At 72.2% G+C, this 21,014-nt stretch carries 18 protein-coding genes; all 18 read left to right on the top strand.

Going from position 1 to position 21,014, the window contains the following annotated elements:
• The first annotated feature begins 2 nt into the window (after positions 1–2).
• Genes VMF70_02310 through VMF70_02225 form a run of 18 tightly spaced genes read left to right on the top strand, consistent with a single transcriptional unit; the run spans position 3 to position 20,999 of the window.
• Entirely contained in the window at positions 3–995 is a 993-nt protein-coding gene (locus VMF70_02310; GenBank protein ID HTT66840.1) for a zinc-ribbon domain-containing protein, read from the top strand.
• A complete protein-coding gene (locus tag VMF70_02305; GenBank protein HTT66839.1) occupies positions 995–1,588 on the top strand; it encodes a glycerol-3-phosphate acyltransferase in 594 nt (197 codons plus the stop codon). Before VMF70_02310 ends, VMF70_02305 begins: the two co-directional genes overlap by 1 nt.
• 57 nt (positions 1,589–1,645) lie before the next feature.
• Positions 1,646–2,743, top strand: a complete 1,098-nt coding sequence (gene prfB, locus VMF70_02300) for a peptide chain release factor 2 (GenBank protein HTT66838.1) — start codon at positions 1,646–1,648, stop codon at positions 2,741–2,743.
• The gene (lysS, locus tag VMF70_02295; GenBank protein ID HTT66837.1) at positions 2,740–4,242 is read left to right on the top strand and encodes a lysine--tRNA ligase; all 1,503 of its coding nucleotides are present in this window, start codon (positions 2,740–2,742) and stop codon (positions 4,240–4,242) included. The genes prfB and lysS overlap by 4 nt, the downstream gene beginning before the upstream one ends.
• Positions 4,239–5,489: an ABC transporter permease gene (locus VMF70_02290; GenBank protein HTT66836.1), complete on the top strand. Its 1,251-nt coding sequence runs from the start codon at positions 4,239–4,241 to the stop codon at positions 5,487–5,489. Before lysS ends, VMF70_02290 begins: the two co-directional genes overlap by 4 nt.
• On the top strand, positions 5,486–6,187 hold the full coding sequence (locus tag VMF70_02285) for an ABC transporter ATP-binding protein (protein ID HTT66835.1): 702 nt from the start codon (positions 5,486–5,488) through the stop codon (positions 6,185–6,187). The genes VMF70_02290 and VMF70_02285 overlap by 4 nt, the downstream gene beginning before the upstream one ends.
• Positions 6,187–6,690 (top strand): UvrB/UvrC motif-containing protein, encoded by a 504-nt coding sequence (locus tag VMF70_02280; GenBank protein HTT66834.1) that lies wholly within the window; start codon positions 6,187–6,189, stop codon positions 6,688–6,690. Before VMF70_02285 ends, VMF70_02280 begins: the two co-directional genes overlap by 1 nt.
• A complete protein-coding gene (locus tag VMF70_02275) occupies positions 6,687–7,769 on the top strand; it encodes a protein arginine kinase (protein ID HTT66833.1) in 1,083 nt (360 codons plus the stop codon). The genes VMF70_02280 and VMF70_02275 overlap by 4 nt, the downstream gene beginning before the upstream one ends.
• 34 nt (positions 7,770–7,803) lie before the next feature.
• Positions 7,804–10,281: an ATP-dependent Clp protease ATP-binding subunit gene (locus VMF70_02270; GenBank protein ID HTT66832.1), complete on the top strand. Its 2,478-nt coding sequence runs from the start codon at positions 7,804–7,806 to the stop codon at positions 10,279–10,281.
• Positions 10,282–10,294: 13 nt separating this feature from the next.
• Positions 10,295–12,712, top strand: coding sequence for an outer membrane protein assembly factor BamA (gene bamA / locus VMF70_02265; protein ID HTT66831.1), 2,418 nt, complete (start codon positions 10,295–10,297; stop codon positions 12,710–12,712).
• 38 nt (positions 12,713–12,750) lie between these two features.
• Complete coding sequence (locus VMF70_02260; protein HTT66830.1) at positions 12,751–13,401, top strand: OmpH family outer membrane protein; 651 nt, start codon at positions 12,751–12,753, stop codon at positions 13,399–13,401.
• Positions 13,402–13,423: 22 nt separating this feature from the next.
• Positions 13,424–14,458 carry a UDP-3-O-(3-hydroxymyristoyl)glucosamine N-acyltransferase gene (lpxD, locus tag VMF70_02255; protein HTT66829.1) on the top strand — a complete coding sequence of 345 codons (1,035 nt, stop codon included), beginning with the start codon at positions 13,424–13,426 and terminating at the stop codon, positions 14,456–14,458.
• Positions 14,436–15,743 (top strand): UDP-3-O-acyl-N-acetylglucosamine deacetylase, encoded by a 1,308-nt coding sequence (gene lpxC / locus VMF70_02250; protein ID HTT66828.1) that lies wholly within the window; start codon positions 14,436–14,438, stop codon positions 15,741–15,743. The genes lpxD and lpxC overlap by 23 nt, the downstream gene beginning before the upstream one ends.
• Before the next feature lie 7 nt (positions 15,744–15,750).
• Complete coding sequence (gene lpxA, locus VMF70_02245; GenBank protein ID HTT66827.1) at positions 15,751–16,530, top strand: acyl-ACP--UDP-N-acetylglucosamine O-acyltransferase; 780 nt, start codon at positions 15,751–15,753, stop codon at positions 16,528–16,530.
• Positions 16,527–17,510, top strand: coding sequence for a Gfo/Idh/MocA family oxidoreductase (locus VMF70_02240; GenBank protein HTT66826.1), 984 nt, complete (start codon positions 16,527–16,529; stop codon positions 17,508–17,510). The genes lpxA and VMF70_02240 overlap by 4 nt, the downstream gene beginning before the upstream one ends.
• The gene (lpxB, locus tag VMF70_02235; protein ID HTT66825.1) at positions 17,507–18,622 is read left to right on the top strand and encodes a lipid-A-disaccharide synthase; all 1,116 of its coding nucleotides are present in this window, start codon (positions 17,507–17,509) and stop codon (positions 18,620–18,622) included. The genes VMF70_02240 and lpxB overlap by 4 nt, the downstream gene beginning before the upstream one ends.
• A gap of 2 nt (positions 18,623–18,624) precedes the next feature.
• Entirely contained in the window at positions 18,625–19,710 is a 1,086-nt protein-coding gene (locus VMF70_02230; protein HTT66824.1) for a tetraacyldisaccharide 4'-kinase, read from the top strand.
• On the top strand, positions 19,707–20,999 hold the full coding sequence (locus VMF70_02225; GenBank protein ID HTT66823.1) for a Glu/Leu/Phe/Val dehydrogenase: 1,293 nt from the start codon (positions 19,707–19,709) through the stop codon (positions 20,997–20,999). Before VMF70_02230 ends, VMF70_02225 begins: the two co-directional genes overlap by 4 nt.
• Positions 21,000–21,014: the final 15 nt, after the last annotated feature.

The raw sequence follows: 21,014 nt of genomic DNA, 5'->3' as shown, positions 1-21,014 counted from the left end.
CGATGAACGCGACGTGTCCGAGCTGTCAGACCGTGTTTCGGGTGGATCCGGCGAAAGTGCCGGCGGGCGGGGTGCGGGCGCGTTGCTCGGTCTGCCGGACCGTGTTCGCGGTGGGTGCGGCGGGCGAGGCGATCGCGGCCCCGTCGGAGGCCCCCGCTCCCGCCCCGGCAGGCGCGGCGCCCGAGCGCACGGCGCCTCCCGCGCCGCCGCCGGCGCCCGCCAGGGTTTCGGGGCCGGTGGCGGCGCCCACGCCCCTGGCCGCCGCCTTCGCCGAGATCGAGGTCGGCTCGGGCTCCTTCATCGCGATCGACGAGGAAGCTCCGCCCGCGGCGTTCACCGAGGCCGAGATTCCTCCCGCGCCCGCCGCCGAGGCCGAGGTCCTTCCCGAGCCGCCCGCCGCCGAGGAAGCGCCCCCCGAGCCTGCTCGCGCCACCCGCCCGTTCACCGCACCTCCTGCCGCGCCGTCCGCCAGGCCACTCGCGCCGTTCGCGCCCGGCGTCCGGCCGCCCGTCGTAGCACCGTCCCGGCCCACGCCTGCGGGCGGCTCCGCGGCCCCGGCCTCGCCGCCCGTCGCCCCGTTCGCGCCTCCGGCACGGCCGGTGGCGGTCCCGCCCCCGGCGGCCGCGCCGCCGCGGGCGGCGCCCTCGCCGGACCAGGCGGTCACGATGCCCACGCCGGCCATCGTCATCCCGCCGCCCGGTCGCGCGACGGTTCCCGGCACGCCGGGGAGGATCGTCAACCCGTTCCTGGTGCAGGACCCGCAGGTCAAGGCCCGGCGCCTGGCACGCGCCCTCATCTCCGATATGGTCTCCTACCACCCGGCCAAGCGCGCCCAGGGGCTCAAGGACGGGACGCTGAAGGACATCTTCCGCGAGGAGATCAAGAAGAGCTACGAGGAGTACGTGCTCCAGGTCGGCGAAGACGTGGCCAACACCACCAACCACTTCCAGGACGCCCTCAACGAGATCCTCGCCGGGGGCCAGCGGATCTTCTGATGCGTTATCTCGCGCTCGCGGTGGCGGCCTACCTGTTGGGCTCGCTGCCGAGTGCGTACCTGGTGGTCCGATGGGCAAAGGGCCCCGACCTGCGCGCCGTGGAGAGCGGCAGCGTCGGAGCCCTCAATGCGTTCCGGGCCACCGGCCTGGGCTGGGTCGGCGTCGTGGTGCTGATCCTGGACGTCGCCAAGGGCGTCCTGGCCGTGCTGCTCGCGGGGGACGGGGCTGGTCCCGCCACCCAGGCGCTGGTGGCCACGATGGTGGTCGCGGGCCACAACTACCCGGTCTGGCTGCGCGGCAAGGGCGGGAAGGGCCTCGCCGCGGCCGCGGGGGCGCTCTCCGTGATCACCCCGCTGTCGGTGCCCGTGTGGGGCGTCGTTTGGGGCATCGGATACGCCCTGTCGGGCTACATCGTCCTCGGGACCCTCGTCGCCACCGCCGTTCTCCCGCTGCTCGTCGGCGTGCTGGCGGGCTGGGCGTACGGGGGCGCCGCGGCCCCGGTCTGCCTGCTCGTGCTGCTCCGCCAGAGGGAGAAGGTGCGCCGCTTGCTGCTCGGGGCGGAGCCCAAGCACTACTGGCGCCACAGGCCGTAACCCCTTATCTTTCCTCACGTTACTCAACCGAGGACTGCCACGGAATGATCGCGACGCCTGTCCGAGATACGCTCCGCGACTTGGATCAACGCCTCATCGAACTCAGGGGCTATCTTTGACGTCGATGCCAAGGTAGCCCGTCTTTCCGCCCTGGAAGGGGCGATGTCCCAGCCCGGCTTCTGGGACAAGGCCGAGTCCGCCCGCAAGACCGTCGACGAGGTGAAGTCGCTGAAGCGCTGGACCCAGCCCTACCAGGAGGTCCGGCAGCGGGTCGATCACGCGCGCGAGCTGGCGGAGCTGCTCGAGCACGAATCCGACGCCGAGGTCGAGCGCGAGCTGGAGACGGAAGCGACGGAGCTGGCGGGGCACGTGGAGCGCCTGGTGCTGCAGACGATGCTCCAGGGTCCCGAGGACCAGCTCGACGCGCTGTTGACGATCCACCCGGGCGCGGGCGGCACCGAGTCGCAGGACTGGGCCGAGATGCTGATGCGGATGTACCGGCGGTGGGCGGAGCGGAAAGGCTTCGCCGTGAGCGTGCTCGACCTGCTGGCGGGCGAGGAAGCGGGTCTCAAGTCGGTGTCGATGGAGATCAAGGGCCAGTACGCCTACGGGTTCCTCAAGGCGGAGAAGGGCGTGCACCGCCTGGTGCGGATCTCGCCGTTCGACGCGCAGGCGCGCCGGCACACGTCGTTCGCGTCGGTGTTCGTCTACCCGCTGGTGGACGACACCATCGAGATCGATCTCAGGGACGAGGACATCAGGATGGACGTGTTCCGCGCCTCCGGCGCGGGCGGCCAGCACGTGAACAAGACCTCGTCGGCGGTGCGGCTCACCCACGTCCCGACCGGCATCGTCGTGTCCTGCCAGCAGGAGCGCAGCCAGCACAAGAACAAGGCCACGGCGCTGAAGATGCTGAAGGCGGCGCTGTACCAGCGGGCGCTGGACGAGCAGGAGAAGAAGCGGCAGCAGCTGGAGGCGACCAAGACGGACAACTCGTGGGGCAACCAGATCCGGTCCTACGTGTTCCAGCCCTACACGATGGTCAACGACCACCGGACGGAGCTGAAGGTGGGGGACGTGCAGCGCGTGATGGACGGCGACATCGACGCGTTCATCGAGGCGTACCTGAAGCGGTTCGGGCGGACGGCCAGGTGACCGGCAAGGCCGCCGCGAGCTTCGTGGAGCTGGCGCGCCGCGACAAGCTGGCGGCGCTGCGCGAGCGGGGGGTGGCCCCGTTCGCGTACCGGTTCGAGCGGAGCCACGGCGCCGCGGCGGCGCTCGCCGCCTTCGCCGACGGCGCCGAGGGGCCGCCGGTGGCCGTGGCCGGCCGGCTGGTGGCGATCCGCGGCCACGGCAAGACGACGTTCGCGCACCTGGCCGACGCGAGCGGCCGGATCCAGCTGTACTTCCGCCGCGACGACCTCGGGGACGCCGCGTTCGAGCTGCTCGAGCTGCTGGACCTCGGGGACCACCTCGGCGCGGTGGGCCCGCTGTTCCGCACCCGCACCGGCGAGGTGACCGTGCGGGTGGAGCGCTTCGAGCTGCTGGCGAAAGCGCTCCGGCCGCTGCCCCTGGGCAAGACGGCGGCCGCCGGGGACGGAACCGAGGCACACTTCTCCGAGCTGGCCGACCCCGAGCAGCGCTACCGCCAGCGCTACGCCGACCTGGCGGTGCACCCGGAGCGCCGGGCGCTGTTCGAGCGGCGGGCCGCAGTGGTGCGCGCGGTGCGGCGGTTCCTCGACGCGCGCGGCTTCCTCGAGGTCGAGACGCCGGTCCTGCAGCCGCTCTACGGCGGCGCGTCGGCGCGGCCGTTCGTCACCCGCTACAACGCTCTGGGCACGGACTTCTACCTGCGGATCGCGGACGAGCTGTACCTCAAGCGGCTCATCGTCGGGGGCTGCGAGCGGGTGTACGAGATCGCCAAGGACTTCCGCAACGAGGGGATGGACCGGCTGCACAACCCGGAGTTCACGATGCTGGAGACGTACGAGGCGTACGTGGACTACCTGGACGTGCTCGAGATGACGCAGGCGCTGCTGGTCGAAGTGGTGCGGGAGGTGACCGGGTCGCTGACGGTGGAGGCGCGCGGCGGGCCGGTGGACCTCACGCCGCCGTGGCGCCGGGTCGCGTTCTACGACCTGGTGCGGGAGCTGGCCGGCGTGGACCTGCGGCGGCTGGACGAGGCGGCCCTGGCGGCCGAGCTGGGGCGGCGGGGCGTCGCCCCCGACGCGGGCGCGGGCCGCGGGCGGCTGATCGACCAGCTGTTCAAGCACTCGGTCGAGCCCAAGCTCGACGCGCCGGTGTTCATCCTCGACTTCCCGATCGAGATGTCGCCGCTGGCCAAGCCCAAGCGCGGCGACCCGGAGCTGGCGGAGCGGTTCGAGCTGTTCGTCGGCGGCTACGAGCTGGCCAACGCCTTCTCGGAGCTGAACGACCCGGACGACCAGCGGCGCCGCTTCGAGGCGCAGGGCGTGCTGCGCTCCCGCGGCGACGAGGAGGCGCAGGCGCTGGACGAGGACTATCTGCGGGCCCTGGAGTACGGGATGCCACCCACCGGCGGCCTGGGGCTGGGGATCGACCGCCTGACGATGCTGGTCACCGGCGCGCGCTCGATCCGCGACGTGATCCTGTTTCCCGCGCTGCGTCCCGAGTGAGCCGCGTCGAGCTGTGGATCGCGGGCCGGTACCTCCGCAGCCGGCGGTCGTCGCGCTTCGTGTCGCTCATCACGCTCATCGCGATCGCCGGCGTGACCCTCGGGGTGACGGCCCTGATCGTGGTGATCGGCGTGATGAGCGGGCTGCAGAAGGACCTGCGCGAGAAGATCCTCATCGCCAATCCCCACCTGCGGGTGCTCACCTACGGCGAGGGGCTCCGCCTCGACGACTGGCGGCGGGTGCTGGGCGTGGTGCGGCAGCAGCCCGACGTGGTGGCCGCCGCGCCGTTCGTGCTGACGCAGGGCCTGCTGTCGGCGGGGCACGACTACGCCGAGGGCGTCGCGGTGATCGGCGTCGAGCAGGACACCGGCCGCGCCGCGGTGACCGCCCTGGCGCGCAGCTTCACGAGCGGCGACCTGCGGTTCCGGACCACCGTGGCCGGCGTGGACGGCGGCGTGGTGCTGGGCCAGCGGCTCGCCTCGCGGTTCGACGCGTATCCCGGCCGCGTGATCACCCTGATCTCCCCGGCCGGCGCGAGGTTCAACGCGGCGCTGGGCACCCTGGTGCCCCGCTACTGGCGCTTCGAGGTGACCGGCACGTTCGACACCGGGATGTACGAGTACGACAATACCTACGTCGTGATGCCGCGGCCCGTGGCGCAGCGCTTCGCGGGGCTCGACACCTCGGTGACGGGGATCGAGGTCCGGGTGCGCGACCCCTGGCGGGCCGGCGCCGTGGCGCGCCAGATCGAGGACCGGCTCCGCTACCCGTACCGCGCGATGGACTGGTCCACCCAGAACGCCTCGCTGTTCTCGGCCCTCAAGCTCGAGAAGCTGGCGATGGCCGTGATCCTGCTGCTGATCGTGCTGGTGGCGGCGTTCAACATCGTGAGCACCCTGACGATGGCGGTGAGCGACCGCACCAAGGAGATCGGCATCCTCAGGGCCATGGGGATGACGGCCGCGCAGGTCCGTCGCATCTTCGTGGCGCAGGGCGTGGTGGTGGGGGTGATCGGCACCGCCGTGGGCACCGCCTGCGGCGTGCTGCTCGCCGCGGCCGTGGGTCGCTACCGGCTGATCCGGCTCGACCCCACCGTCTACTTCATCGACCACCTGCCGGTGAACCTGGCCGTCTCCGACGTGGTGACGGTGGTGGTGGCCAGCCTGCTGATCGCCGCGCTGGCGACGGTCTACCCGGCCGGCCAGGCCGCCGGGCTCATGCCGGTGGAAGCGATCCGCCACGAATGACCGTGCTGCTCGAGGTGCGCGCGCTCCGGAAGCGGTTCCCGTCGGGCGACGTCGGCTGGCTCGAGGTGCTGGCCGGCGTGGACCTGGCGGTGAGCCGCGGCGAGGTCGTGGCGATCGCGGGGGCCAGCGGCTCGGGGAAGAGCACCCTGCTGCACCTGGTGGGGGGCCTGGACGTCCCGACCGGGGGCGAGATCGTGCTCGATGGCGCCGCCTACGCCTCGCTGGAGCCGAACGCCCTGGCCGCGCTGCGGAACCGCCGGCTCGGCTTCGTGTTCCAGTTCCATCACCTGCTGCGGGAGTTCAGCGCGCTGGAGAACGTGATGATGCCGCTCAGGATCGCCGGCTGGGAGCCGGCCCGGGCCCGCGCCCGCGCCGCCGAGCTGCTGGCGGCGGTGGGGCTGGACGGGCGGATGACGCACCGGCCGGCCACCCTGTCGGGCGGCGAGCAGCAGCGCTGTGCCGTGGCGCGCGCCCTGGTGCACGATCCCGGCCTGGTGCTGGCCGACGAGCCGACCGGCAACCTGGACCACGGCAACGGCGCACTGGTGGCCGAGCTGCTGTTCCGGCTCGCCCGCGAGCTGGAGACGGCGGTGGTGATCGTCACCCACAACCGCCAGCTCGCGCAGCGCGCCGACCGCGTCCTGCTGCTCGAGGACGGGCTCCTGGCGCCCGTGCGCGAGGTGGAGGCACTGCCCTGATGCTCTGCGACAACTGCGGCGAGCGCGAGGCGGCCATCCACCTCACGCAGATCGTGGACAACACGGTCACCACGATGCACCTGTGCGAGCAGTGCGCGGCCGCCAAGGGCGTGGAGACCGGCGCCAGCGTGGCCAAGTTCCCGCTGGGGGACTTCCTCGCGTCGCTCGGCAAGCCGGGCTCGGCCCAGACGGCGGAGTCGGGGGCGGACCTGGCCTGCCCGGCGTGCGGCGCCACGCTGCAGGACTTCCGGCAGACCGGGCGGCTGGGCTGCGCGCGCTGCTACACGACGTTCGAGCCGCACCTCAGGGACCTGCTGCGGCGGCTGCACGGCAGCTCGCAGCACGTGGGCGAGCGGTACACTGCGGAGGTGGCGCCCGCCGCGACCGCGCCCGGGCCGGCCCGCGCGGCGGGCGAGCTGCGCGAGCAGCTCAAGCGCGCCATCGAGGCGGAGAACTTCGAGCTGGCGGCCGAGCTCCGGGACCGCCTGAAGGTCCTCGAATGATCGATCTGAAGCTGATCCCGGACGGGGGGCTGGGCTGGCTGGACGCGAGCGGGCCGATGTCCAACATCGTGCTCTCGACCCGGGTGCGCCTGGCGCGCAACCTGGACGGCATCCCGTTCAATGTGCGCAACTCGGAGGCCGAGCGGCGGCGGGTGCTCGACGAGGTGGACCGGGTGTGGCAGCGCCTGCCGGCGGCGCGCGGCGGAGTGCGCTTCCTGGTGGACGAGCTCGAACCGGGCGACCGGGTCCTGCTGCACGAGCGCCACCTGATCAGCAAGGAGCTGGCGAGCGCCACGGCCGAGCGGAGCGGCGCCAGCCACGCGGCGGTGTATCTGGCCGGGGCCCTGGGCCTGATGGTGAACGAGGAGGACCACCTGCGGCTGCAGGTGTTCCACTCGGGCTTCGCGCTGAGCCAGGCGTACGCCGATCTGGAGCGGCTGGACCGGGATCTGGGAGCCGCGCTTCCGGTCGCCTTCCACCAGGAGTTTGGCTATCTTACGGCGTGCCCGACCAATGCGGGCACGGGGCTCCGGGCCTCGGTGCTGATCCACCTGCCGGGCCTGGTGCTGACCAAGGAGATCGCGAAGGTGCTGCAGGGGCTGACCCAGGTCGGCCTCACGTTTCGCGGCCTCTACGGCGAGGGCAGCGAGGTGGTCGGCAACTTCTTCCAGCTGTCGAACCAGACGACGCTGGGGAAGGCGGAAGACGAGTTGCTCGATCACCTGGGCAAGATCGTCCGCCAGGTGGTGACGTACGAGGAGCAGGCGCGCCAGGTGCTGCTGCGGGACGCGCCGACGATCATCGAGGACAAGGTGTGGCGGGCGTACGCGCTGCTCCGGTACGCGCGGAGCCTGTCGTTCGAAGAGACGATGAACCTGCTGTCGGGGGTGCGGCTGGGCGTCGGACTGAAACTGATCCCGAGGCTCAGTGTATATACGTTGAACAAGTTGCTGATTTACACGCAACCCGCTCACCTCGCCGCCCTCGATGTGCGCGCTCCACAGGACGCGGAGCAGCGCGCTGCGAGGGCGTCGTATGTGCGCGCAGTGCTCGAAGAAGAAGCGGCGCGGGCGGCGTGAGGGGTGACTCGGGAGGAGACGAGGTCGCGAAGCCATGAACGGCTACAACTTCACCGATCGTGTGCGCAAGGTGCTGCAGATGGCCCGCGAGGAGGCGGCGCGTCTGCACCACGAGTACGTGGGCACCGAGCACATCCTGCTCGGCCTGATCCGGGAGGGTGAGGGCGTCGCCGCCGCGGTGCTGGCGAACCTCCAGGTGGACCTCGAGGAGGTGCAGCAGAAGATCGAGGACACCGTGAAGAAGGGAAAGGCGGCCGCGGCGGCGGGCTCGGACCTGCCGTACACGTCGCGCGCCAAGAAGGTGCTGGAGCTGGCGATGTCGGAGGCCCGCGAGCTCAACCACTCGTACGTGGGGACCGAGCACCTGCTGCTGGGCCTGCTGCGGGAGGAGAAGGGCATCGCGGCGCAGGTGCTGACCGACGCGGGCGTGAACCTGGAGCAGGCGCGGGCGGAGGTGCTGCGCCTCCTGGGCAGCGAGATGCCCCCGCAGGCGGGCGCCGGCGCGGCGGCGGCCCCGGCGCCGCAGAAGAGCGAGAAGAAGTCGAAGACGCCGGCGCTGGACCACTTCTGCCGCGACCTGACGCAGTTGGCGGCCGAGGGCCAGCTGGACCCGACCATCGGCCGGCACAAGGAAATCGAGCGGGTGATGGAGGTCCTGTCGCGCCGCAAGAAGAACAATCCGGTGCTGATCGGCGAGCCGGGGGTGGGCAAGACGGCGATCGTCGAGGGCCTGGCCCAGCTGATCGCGTCCGGCAGCTGCCCCGACGCGCTCAAGGACCACCGGGTGCTGGCGCTCGACATGGCGGCGGTCATCGCGGGCACCAAGTACCGCGGGCAGTTCGAGGAGCGGCTCAAGGCGGTGATGAACGAGATCGCCCAGAACCGCAACATCGTGCTGTTCATCGACGAGCTGCACACCCTGGTGGGCGCGGGCGCGGCCGAAGGCGCGATCGACGCGTCCAACATGCTCAAGCCCGCCCTGGCCCGCGGCGAGCTGCAGTGCGTGGGCGCCTCGACGCTCAACGAGTACCGCAAGTACATCGAGAAGGACGGGGCGCTCGAGCGCCGGTTCCAGACGGTCATCGTGGAGCCGCCGACCCTGGAGGAGACCATCGAGATCCTCAAGGGGCTGCGGAAGCGCTACGAGGACCACCACCGCATCCAGATTCCCGACGAGTCGCTGGACGCGGCCACCCGGCTGTCGGAGCGCTACATCACCGACCGGTTCCTGCCCGACAAGGCGATCGACGTGATCGACGAGGCGGGGGCGCGGGCGCGGATCGGCGCGCAGGTGCCGCCACCCGAGGTGGCGGAGCTGAAGGCCAAGCTCGAGGTCATCAACAAGGAGAAGGAAGCGGCGGTGCGCGACCAGAACTTCGAGCGCGCGGCGTCGCTGCGGGACCAGGAGCGCGAGCTGCAGGCGGCGATCCTGGCGCGCCAGGAGGCGTGGGAGCGCGAGCGGCAGACCAAGCGTCCGGTGGTGGGCGAGGAGGAGATCGCCTTCATCGTGTCGCGGTGGACCGGCATCCCCGTCACCCGGCTCCAGGAGGCGGAGACCTCGCGGCTCATCCGGATGGAGGACGAGCTGCACAAGTCGGTGGTGGGCCAGGACGAGGCGATCGCGGCCATCTCGCGGGCCATCCGGCGCTCGCGCGCCGGTCTCAAGGACCCGCGGCGGCCGATCGGCTCGTTCATCTTCAGCGGCCCCACGGGCGTCGGCAAGACGGAGCTGGCGCGCTCGCTGGCGAAGTTCCTGTTCGCCGACGCGCAGGCCCTGATCCGGGTGGACATGTCGGAGTACATGGAGAAGTTCAGCGTCTCGCGGCTGATCGGCGCGCCGCCCGGGTACGTGGGCTACGAGGACTCGGGGACGCTCACCAAGGCCGTGCGGCGCAAGCCCTACTCGGTCGTGCTGCTCGACGAGATCGAGAAGGCGCACCCGGACGTGTTCAACATCCTGCTCCAGGTGCTGGACGAGGGGCGGCTGACCGACAACTACGGCCGGGTGATCGACTTCAAGAACACCGTGGTCATCATGACGTCCAACGTGGGGGCCCGCGACATCACCAAGGGCGGGACGCTGGGCTTCGTGCAGACCACCCCCGGCTCGGCGTTCGAGAAGATCGCCGAGAAGGTGAAGGACGAGATCAACAAGACGTTCAATCCGGAGTTCCTGAACCGGCTGGACGACGTGATCGTGTTCCACCCGCTGACCCGGGAGCACATCACCCAGATCGTGGGCATCGTCCTCAAGGAGCTGATGACCCGGCTCGCGGACGAGGAGCTGACGATCCGGCTCACCGAGCCGGCCACGGACTTCCTGGTCAAGCAGGGCTACGACGAGCACTTCGGCGCCCGGCCCCTCAAGCGCGCGATCCAGCGGTACATCGAGGACCCGCTGTCGGAGAAGATCCTGCTGGGCGAGTTCTCGCACGGCGACGAGATCGAGGTCGATACCGCGCCGGACGGCGACCGCCTGCAGTTCCGCGCGCTGTCGAGCTCGAAGGCGTAGCGCCCGGCCGCCGATGCGTGCCGCGCTCGCTCTGGCCGTGGTGGCGGCCGGCGCCGCGCTGGCCGGGCGCCCGCGCCCCGCGGCCGCCCAGGAGGCCGCCGCCCTCGCCGGACGCGTGGACTCCGTCGCGGTCGAGGGCAACCACCGCATCAGCCGCGCGACCATCATCGCCAGCGCCGCCATCCCGCTCCGGACGCCGATCGGCTTCCGCGACGTGCAGCGGGCGGTGCGCGCCCTGTTCGCCACCGAGCAGTTCGACTCGGTGAGCGTGCTGCGGACCGTCGGGCCCGACAGCGCCGAGATCCTGGTGGTGCGGGTCACCGAGCGGCCGCTGCTCACCCGGGTGACCGTGCGCGGCGCCGACCAGGTCTCGGAGCGGAGCGTGCGGGACCGCATCGAGCTGCCGGCCGGCCGGCCGCTCAACCCCGGCAATCTCGAGCGCGCGCGCCAGCGGATCGATTCGCTGTACGAGGCCGAGGGCTATTACCTCGCCGACGTGAAGCCGCAGGTCATCGCCGAAGACAGCGACCACGTGCGCGTGGTGCTCGACGTCGACGAGGGGCGGCGCATCGCCATCGCGGCGGTGCGCGTCGAGGGGGCGCGGGCCTTTCCGGCCGCCGAGATCGTCGCGCACATGAAGACCCGCCCCGAGGGCTTCTGGTGGTTCCGCCGGGGCGAGTATGGCAAGGAGAACGTCCGCGAGGACCTCGAGCAGCGGCTGCCCGCCTTCTACGGCAGCCACGGCTACGTGGACTTCCGGGTGCTGCACGACACCCTGCTGGTGGACCGCGGCAACGGCAAGGCCACCCTGGTGGTGACGGTGGACGAGGGCCGGCCCTACGAGGTCGGCACCGTCCGGGTGCAGGGCAACCACCGTTTCTCCACCGACGAGGTGATGACGCTCAACCCGTTCGGCCGGCAGGCGTCCGGGATGAGCTGCGTCCTCAAGCACTGCGGCGGGCCGGCGTGGTTCGACCAGAACCGCTGGGACGACGCCACGACCAAGCTGCGCACCCAGTACAACAACCAGGGCTACATCTACGCGCAGATCGACCCCCAGATCCAGCGCATCGAGCCCGCCGACTCCAGCCAGCCGCCGACCGTGAACCTGACGTGGAACATCACCGAGGGGCGGCCGGCGCTCGTCAACAAGATCGACATCATGGGCAACGACGTCACCCACGAGCGGGTGATCCGGGAGGCGCTGTCCATCCTGCCCGGTGACGTCTTCGCACAGGACCGCGTGATCCGGTCCTACCAGGCCATCTCCAACCTCGGCTTCTTCCAGCAGCCGCTGCCGTTCCCCGACACGCGCACCGCCAACGACCAGGGCGACATCGACCTCATCTTCAAGGTCCAGGAGAAGCGCACCGGAAACGTCAACTTCGGCGCGTCGATGGGGCAGGGCACGGGGCTGGGCGGCTTTCTCGGCCTCGACGAGCCGAACCTGTTCGGCGAGGGCAAGAAGGGCCACATCCAGTGGCAGTTCGGGGCCAACATCAACCAGCTCGACCTCAGCTACACGGATCCGTCGCTGGGCGGCAGCCTGATCTCGGGCACATTCGACGTGCACGACACGCGGACCCGCTACACCATTTCGGACCTCGGCCAGATCACCTCGCGCGGGGCCTCGCTCCAGTTCGGCCTGCCGGTGGCGCACAGCCGCTACAGCCGGTTGTTCCCGTCGTACGCGATCGACTTCGAGTCGTACTCGGGCAACTCGGCGCTGCTGGCCGGCTCGCTCCGCTGCGTGAGCTGCATGCGCTCGACCCTGGGGCTGACCTTCGCGCGCGACACGCGGATCGACATGCCGTTCCCCACCGGCGGCACCTCGCACACGGTGAGCCTGGCGCTGAACGGCGGGCCGCTCGGCGGCTCGGCCACCTTCGAGAAGCTGGACCTGGAAGGGCACTGGTACGCGCCCGCCGGCACGATCGGGGGCTCGGGCCCCGCGGGCGGCGGGGTGCACCTGGTGCTGGCCCTCTCCTCCAAGGCCGGGTTCGTGTTCGGCAACGCGGGCCCGTTCTTCGACCAGATGTACACGATGGGCGGCACCCAGTACGGCATCCCGCTCCGCGGCTACGACGAGTTCTCCATCACGCCGCAGGGCTTCAACCCCACGGCCTCCACGGGCGGCGTGCCGCGCAGCGCGTTCGGCCGCTCGTACTTCGAGAGCACCGCGGAGTTCGGCCTGCGTTTCAGCCAGTCCATCTACGCGTCGTTCTTCTACGACATGGGCAACGTCTGGGCGGCGCCGTCCGACTTCAACCCGACCCGGCTGTTCCGCGGCGCGGGCTTCGGTGTGGCGCTCGTGACGCCGCTCGGCCCGCTGGGCCTGGACCTCGGCTACGGGTTCGACAAGGTCAACACCGCCGGGCAGCCGGCCCCGGGGTGGAAACTGCACTTCAAGATCGGCAACTTCTTCCAGTGATCGGGCGCAGGTTCATGCAGGCAGCGAGGAGCAACGACATGGTACGCGTGAGCGGGGCGGCCTGGGCCGCCTTCCTGCTGATTGGGTTCGCGATGCCGGCGCGGGGGCAGGGCGCACCCCCCAAGCTGGCGTACATCAACTCCAACGTGATCCTGCAGAACACGCCCGGCCGCGCCGAGGCGGAGTCCACGTTCCAGCGCGAGCTGGCGGTGATGCAGCAGCAGGTGAACGTGCTGCAGTCGCAGTTCGACTCGGCCGTGAGCGAGTTCAACCGCACCTCGCTGGTCCTGAGCCCGTCGGCCAAGCAGCAGCGCCAGACCGAGCTGTCGCAGCTGCAGCAGCGGACCCAGCAGCAGGTGCAGAGCCTGCGCGACAGCGCGTCGGTGCGCGAGCAGCAGCTGATGGCGCCGATCATGCAGCGAGTGCAGGCGGTGATCGAGGGGATCCGCGCCGAGGGCAACTACGCGATGATCTTCGACGCGGCGGCCCAGGGGGGATCGCTGATCTCCGCGGACCGCTCGCTGGACCTGTCCCAGCTGGTGATCCAGCGGCTGCAGGCCGGGGGCGGGCAGCCGGCGCCGGCGGTGCAGCCCTCGGCCACGCCGCCGCTGCCGGCACAGCCGGCAGACAGCGCGGCCCAGCGCCCGGCGGCGCGCCCGCCGCGCGGCACGCGCCCGCCGCGGCCGTAGGCCCCGGGGCGGGGGCCGGAGCGTGAGTGACGGCCTGACGGCAGCGGAGATCGCCGCGCTGGTGGGCGGCGCGCTGGTCGGGGACGGCGCCGCGCGGCTCACGGCGGTAGCGCCCCTCGATCGCGCCGGTCCCGGCGACCTGACGTTTCTTGCTGCGGGCCGGTACCTCCCGTACTTTCACGCCTCGCGCGCCGGCGCGGTGCTCCTGACCAGGGAGCACCGCGGCGCCGAGCCGGGCCCCGCGACCCGGATCGTGGTGGACGACCCGCACCGCGCCGTGCTGGCGGTGGTGCGGGCGATCTACCCGGCGCCGGCCCGGACGGCGGCGGTGCATCCCACGGCGATCATCGCCGCCGGGGCGGTGCTCGGGCGCGAGGTGGCCATCGGCCCGCGGGTGGTGGTCGGCGCCGGAGCGCGCCTCGGGGACCGGGTGGAGCTGATGGCCGGCGCGGTGGTGGGCGAGGGCGTGTCGCTGGGCGACGACGCGACCCTGTACCCGAACGTGGTGTGTTACGCCGGCACGGTGGTGGGCGCGCGGGTGATCCTGCACGCCGGCGTGGTGCTCGGCTCGGACGGCTTCGGCTACGTGCCCGGACGCGCCGGCCACGAGAAGATCCCGCACGTGGGCCGCTGCGTGATCGGCGACGACGTGGAGATCGGCGCCAACACCACGATCGACCGCGGCAGCGTGGACGACACCGTCGTGGGCGCCGGCACCAAGATCGACAACCTGGTGCAGATCGGGCACAACTGCCGGATCGGCGCCCGCTGCCTCATCATGGCGCAGGTGGGGATCGCCGGCTCGACGCACGTGGAGGACGACGTGATCCTCGCCGGCCAGGTGGGGCTGGCGGGCCACTTCACGGTGGGGCGGGGGGCGCGGATCGCCGCGCAGAGCGGGGTGATGGGCGAGGTGGCGGCGGGCGCCACCGTGTTCGGCTACCCCGCGCGCGACCGCCGCGAGGCGCTCAAGGCGATCGCGGCCAGCTACCGGCTGGCGCCGATCGTGGACGACCTGGAGGAGCTGGTGAAGCGTGGCAAGTCCGGGCAAGGATAGCCTGCCACGCCGCACGCTGCGGCGCGCGGCGACGCTCGACGGCGTCGGGATGCACACCGGCGTTCCGGCCCGGGTGACGCTGTGCGGCGGCGAGCCCGGGAGCGGGATCGTGTTCCGCCGCACCGACCTCGCCGGGGCGCCGACGGTCCCGGCCCGGCTCACCAGCGTCTCGGGCGTCGAGCGGCGCACCACGCTGGCCGCGAACGGCGCCGAAGTGCACACGGTCGAGCACGTGCTCGCCGCGCTGCACGCGCTCGGCGTGGACGACGTGGTGGTGGAGCTGACCGGTCCGGAGCCGCCGATCCTGGACGGCTCGTTCGCCCCGTTCGTGGAGGCGGTGCGCCGGGCGGAGCCCGCGGAGCACGGCGGCGAGGCGGTGCAGTACACCGTCACCGAGCCGTTCGCGCTGCGCGAGGGCGAGGCGAGCTACCTGGTGGGACCGGCCGACCAGCTCAAGATCTCCGCCACGATCGAGTTCCCCCATCCCCTGATCGGCCGGCAGTCGGGCTGCTGGGACATCACGCCCGACGCGTTCGAGCACGAGCTGGCCGGCGCGCGCACCTTCGGGTTCGTCCGGGAGGTCGAGCAGCTGCGCAGCCGCGGACTGATCGCGGGCGCCTCGACGGCCAACGCGGTGGTGCTCGACGACCGGGGAGTGGTGGACAACACGCTGCGCTGGCCCGACGAGTTCGTGCGCCACAAGGCGGCGGACCTGGTGGGCGACCTGGCGCTGGTGGGCGGCCGGATCCACGGCCACGTGGTCGCCGACAAGCCGAGCCACCGCGGCAACGTCGCCCTGGGGAACGCCATCCGCCGCCGGGCCGCGGTGAGCGGGGGCCACCCGCCGCTCGACATCCGCGACATCCTCCAGATCCTCCCCCACCGCTACCCGATGCTGCTGGTCGACCGCATCGTCGAGATGGAGGAAGGGAAGCGGATCGTCGGGATCAAGAACGTGACCATCAACGAGCCGTTCTTCCAGGGCCACTTCCCCGATCATCCCATCATGCCCGGCGTGCTGATGATCGAGGCGATGGCGCAGGTCGGCGGCGTGATGCTGATGGGGTTCATCCAGAAGTCGGGCGAGGGCCACGACAAGGTGGTCTACTTCATGTCGCTGGACAACGTGAAGTTCCGCCGGCCGGTGGTTCCGGGCGACCAGATCCGGTTCGAGCTGGAGCTGCTCCAGCACAAGGAACGGGCCAGCCGGATGCGCGGCGTCGGCTACGTGGACGGCCACGTGGTGGTCGAGGCCGAGATGATGGCCCGGATCGTGGAGCGGTGAGGCGGCCATGAGCGACGCGACCATCCATCCCACCGCCATCGTCTCGCCCGACGCCGAGCTCGGCCCGGGCGTGGAGATCGGTCCGTTCGCCATCGTCGGCCCGCAGGTCTCGCTGGGTGCGGGATGCCGCATCGCCGCGCGCGCCACCCTTGAGCAGAACGTGCGGCTCGCGCCGCAGTGCCGCGTGGGCAGCGGCAGCATCCTCGGCGGCGCGCCCCAGGACCTCAAGTACGCGGGCGAGGAGACCTGGGTCGAGGTGGGCGAGGGCACCGTGATCCGCGAGTACTGCACCATCAACCGCGGCACCACCCAGTCGCGCGTGACGCGCCTCGGGAAGAACTGCCTGGTGATGACCTACGTCCACATGGCGCACGACTGCCACGTGGGCAACCGCGTCATCCTCACCAACGGCGTGCAGCTGGCGGGGCACGTCACCGTGGACGACTGCGCGATCATCAGCGGGCTCACGCCGGTGCACCAGTTCGTGAAGATCGGGGCGTACGCCTTCATCGGCGGGATGTCCCGGGTCACCAAGGACGTGCCGCCGTACACCAAGGCGGTCGGCAACCCGATGAAGCTGTACGGGCTCAACGCGGTGGGGCTGCAGCGCCACGGGTTCACCCCGGAGACGGTGGCCGAGCTGAAGAAGGCGTACCGGCTGTTCTTCCGCTCGGGCCTCAACATCAGCCAGGCCCTCGAGCGCGCGCGCGCGGAGCTCACGATGCTGCCCGAGGTCGAGACCTTCCTCCAGTTCATCGAGGCGAGCGCGCGCGGAGTGCTGGTGTGACCGGCGCCCCGCTCCCCGTCGGGGTCGTCGGCGTCGGGAGCCTCGGTTGCCATCACGCGCGTCTCTACGCTTCGCTCCCGGGCGTCCGGCTGGCGGGCGTGTTCGACACGCGAGCCGAGCGCGCCGCCGAGATCGCCGGACAGTTCCGGACCCGGGCCTATCCCTCGCTCGACGCCCTGCTCGCCGACGTGGAGGCCGTGTCGGTGGTGGTGCCCACCCCGGCCCACCACGAGGTCGGCCTGGCGGCGCTGGGCCGCGGCCGGCACGTCCTCATGGAGAAGCCCATCGCCGCCACGCTGCCCGAGGCCGAGGCCCTGGTCGGGGCCGCCGAGCGCGCGGGCGTGCTGCTCCAGACGGGCCACGTCGAGCGCTTCAACCGGGCGCTCCGGGCGGCGGCCCCGTACCTCGCCTCGCCGAAGTTCATCGAGTCCGACCGGGTCGCGCCGTTCGCCGCGCGCGGCTCGGACGTCGCCGTCATCCTGGACCTGATGATCCACGACCTGGACCTGGTGCTGGCCCTGGTGAAGGAGCCGGTGGTGGACGTGCGGGCGTCGGGCATCGGCGTGGTGACCTCGAGCGTGGACATCGCGACGGCGCGGCTCGAGTTCGGGTCGGGCGCCGTGGCCAACCTCACGGCGAGCCGGCTGGCGCGGGAGCGGGTCAGGAAGCTCCGGATCTTCCAGCCGTCGGGCTACTTCTCGCTCGACCTCGCGGCCGGCAAGGGCGAGTTCCTGCGCCTCAAGCCCGACGCGCAGCGGGCGCTGGCCGAGGGCGCGACCGACCTGGCCAGGCTGGTCGAGCGCGTGTCGCTCAGCGCGCCCGAGGCCGAGCCGCTCGCGCTCGAGCTGGGCAACTTCGTGCGGGCCGTTCGAGGGTCCGAGCCACCGGCCGTGACCGGCAAGGACGGGCTCTCGGCGCTGGCTCTGGCGTTCCGCGTGCTGGAGGCGGTGGGAAGCCCGGCGGCGCTGCACGGCGCGTGAGCCGGACCACCGTCTTCGTCTCCGCAGGCGAGCCCTCGGGCGACCAGCATGCGGGAGCCCTGGTCGCCGCGCTGCGGCGGCTGGCGCCCGACGTCGCCGTCGAGGGCGTGGGCGGTTCCCATCTCGAAGCCGCGGGCGCCCGGCTCGTGGCGCGCATCGAGGATCTCACGGTCATGGGGTTCGTCGAGGTCGCCCGCAAGCTGCCGGCGCACTGGCGGCTGCTGCGCCGCATCGAGCGCCGGCTCGCGCAGGGCGACGTGCGCCTGGTCGTGCTGGTGGACTACCCCGGCTTCCACCTCCGGGTCGCGGCCGCCGCCGCGCGCGCCGGCGTGCCGGTCCTCTACTACATCGCGCCGCAGCTGTGGGCCTGGCACGAGAGCCGGGTGCACCAGATGGCGCGCACGGTGTCGCGGCTCGCCGTGATCCTGCCGTTCGAGGAGCGGTTCTTCGCCTCGCGCGGCGTCCGGGCGACGTTCGTCGGCCACCCGCTGATGGACCGCCCGCCGCTGGCCGCGAAGGAGCAGCTCAAGCGCGAGCTGGGCCTGGATCCGGCGCGCCCCGTGCTGGGCCTGTTCCCGGGGAGCCGCCGCCAGGAGGTGGTGCGGCTGTGGCCGGCGTTCCGCGACGCGGCCATGCGGATCCGCGGCGAGCGCCCGGAGGTCCAGGCCGTGGTCGCCGCCGCCGGCGGGGCGGACTATCCCTCGGCGGGCGCGATCCGCGTGGTCGCGGGGCGGCCGCGCGAGTGCTTCTCCGCGGCGGACGCCGCCCTGTGCAAGTCCGGCACCTCCACGCTGGAGGCGGCCGTGGCCGGGACGCCGCTGGTCGTGGCGTACCGGATGCACCCGCTGTCGTACCTGCTGGCGCGCCGCCTGGTGCGCGTGCCCTGGATCGGGATGGTGAACCTGGTGGCGGAGCGGCAGGTGGCCCCGGAGTTCATCCAGGGCGCCGTCACGGCCGGCGCCCTCGCCGATGCCGTGCGGCCGCTCCTGGATCCGTCGAGCCCGGAGCGGCGCGCGCAGCTCGAGGCCCTCGCGGAGGTGCGCCGGCGGCTGGGCAACCCCGGTGCCGCGGTCCGCGCCGCGGAGCTGGCGCGCTCGCTCCTGGTGGCGTGAGCGTGGCCGACGGCGCCCGGCTCGCGCATCGGGTGTGGCGGGGCACCGATCCGCTCGCCCGCGTCCTGCGCGCACTGCTGCTCGTGCCGGCCGGGGCCTATCGGGCGGCGGTCGCGCTGCGGAACGCCGCGTACGACCGGCGGGTGCTGCGCTCGTGGCCGCTGCCGCGGCCGGCGCTCGGGGTCGGCAACCTCGCGGTCGGCGGGGTCGGGAAGACGCCGGTGGCGGCGTTCCTGGCCGGGGAGCTGCTGCGCCGCGGTGCGCGGCCGGGCATCCTGCTCCGGGGCTATCGCGGCGGCGACGAGGCCGGGGAGCATCGCGCGCGCACGCCCGCGGCCGTGGTGGTGGCGGACCCCGACCGGCGCCGCGGCGCCGAGCGCGCGGTGGCCGGGGGCGCGGAGGCCCTGGTGCTGGACGACTGCCTGCAGCACCGGGCGGTCCGCCCCGACGCCCTGCTCGTGGTGGTGGCCGCGGAGACGGCGGGAGGCCCGATGTGGCCGTTGCCGGCCGGCCCGTGGCGCGAGGGACTCCGGGCGCTTGGACGCGGCGACGGCGTCGTCGTAACGTACAAGGCGGCGGCGGCGGACGCCGCCGCGGCCACGGCGCGGCGGCTCGCGCCGCTCACGCGCTCGGGCCTCGGGGTCGCCGCCGGCCTCGAGATCGCGCGCCTGGTGCCGCTGGCGGGCGGCACGCCGCTTGCTGCGACGTGGCTGGCCGGGCGCGAGGTGGTGGCGCTGTGCGGCATCGGGGAGCCCGGACCGTTCCGCACCCAGCTGGAGCGGCTGGGCGCGCGGGTGCGGCTCCACGCGTACGGCGACCACCACGCCTTCGGGCCCGGCGACGTGGCGGCGGCCGTGGCCGCGGCGGGCCCGGCGGGCACGGTGGTCACGACCGCGAAGGACGCGGTCCGGCTCCGGGAAGCGTGGCCGCCCGCGGCGCCGGCCTGCCTGGTCGCGGAGCTCGCGGTTCGCGTGACGTACGGCGCAGAGGACTTGGCCCGCCTGCTCGACCGCATCGGCCGGGCGGCGCACCCACAACCCCAGAGGGAGGCGGCCGGCGTGCCGCCCGACCCACGGATGCCCCAATGACCGACACGAAGCAGATCATCCTCCCGGACAAGGACCGCTTCCTGGCCGAGGAGAATCCGTTCGAGGCGATGATGTCGCGCTTCGACATCGCCGCGAAGCTCCTCAAGCTCGACGCCGGGCTCTACAAGGTGCTGCGCAACCCGCAGATGCAGATCATCGTCTCGCTGCCCATCCAGCTGGACTCGGGCGAGACGGAGGTCTACACCGGCTACCGGGTGCTGTACAACACCTCGCGGGGACCGGGGAAGGGCGGGATCCGCTTCGACCTCGGCGTCACCCTGGACGAGGTGCGCGCCCTGGCCGCGTGGATGACCTGGAAGTGCGCGGTGGTCAACATCCCGTTCGGCGGCTCCAAGGGCGGCGTGATCTGCGATCCGCTCACGATGTCCATGGGCGAGCTGGAGCGGCTGACGCGCCGCTACACGTCGGCCATCATCGACGTTCTGGGGCCCGACTCCGACGTGCCCGCGCCCGACGTGAACACCAACGAGCGGGTGATGGCCTGGATCATGGACACCTACTCGATGCACAAGCGGCACACCGTGACGTCGGTGGTGACGGGCAAGCCGCTCGAGATGGGCGGCTCCGCCGGCCGGCGCGAGGCGACGGGGCGCGGCTGCATGTGGGTGACGCGCGAGGCCTTGAAGCATCTCGGCCAGCCGCTCAAGGGCGCCAAGGTCGTGGTGCAGGGCTTCGGCAACGTCGGGTCGATCGCCGCCGAGCTGCTGCAGGACAACGGCGCGACGGTGGTGGCGGTGAGCGACGTGTCGGGCGGCCTGTACAACGCCAAGGGCCTCGACGTCAAGGACGTGATTGCGTGGCGGGAGAAACACAAGTACGTGACCGGCTACCCCAAGGCCGAGGCCGCGGCCAGCGAGGACTTCCTCACCCTCCCGTGCGACGTGCTGCTGCCGGCCGCGCTCGAGAACGTGATCACGGCGCGCAACGCCTCCAAGATCCAGGCCAAGGTGATCATCGAGGGCGCCAACGGGCCGACGGCGGCCGGCGCCGACGAGATCCTCGACAAGAAGGGCGTATTCGTCGTCCCCGACATCCTCGCCAACGCGGGCGGCGTCACGGTGAGCTACTTCGAGTGGGTGCAGGACCGCGACGGCTACTTCTGGACCGAGGAGACGGTCAACCAGCGCCTCGAGGAGATCATGGTGCGGAGCTTCAACCACGTGCTCGAGGTCTCCAAGCGCTACAACGTGAACATGCGCATCGCCGCCTACACGCTCGCCATCGACCGGGTGGCGGCCGTGCACAAGCTGCGGGGGATGTACGCCTGAGGAGTTGGGAGTTGC

It is taken from the genome of Gemmatimonadales bacterium, assembly GCA_035502185.1.
Lineage (GTDB): Bacteria > Gemmatimonadota > Gemmatimonadetes > Gemmatimonadales > JACORV01 > Fen-1245.
This window is presented reverse-complemented; position numbering and strand designations above follow the sequence as displayed.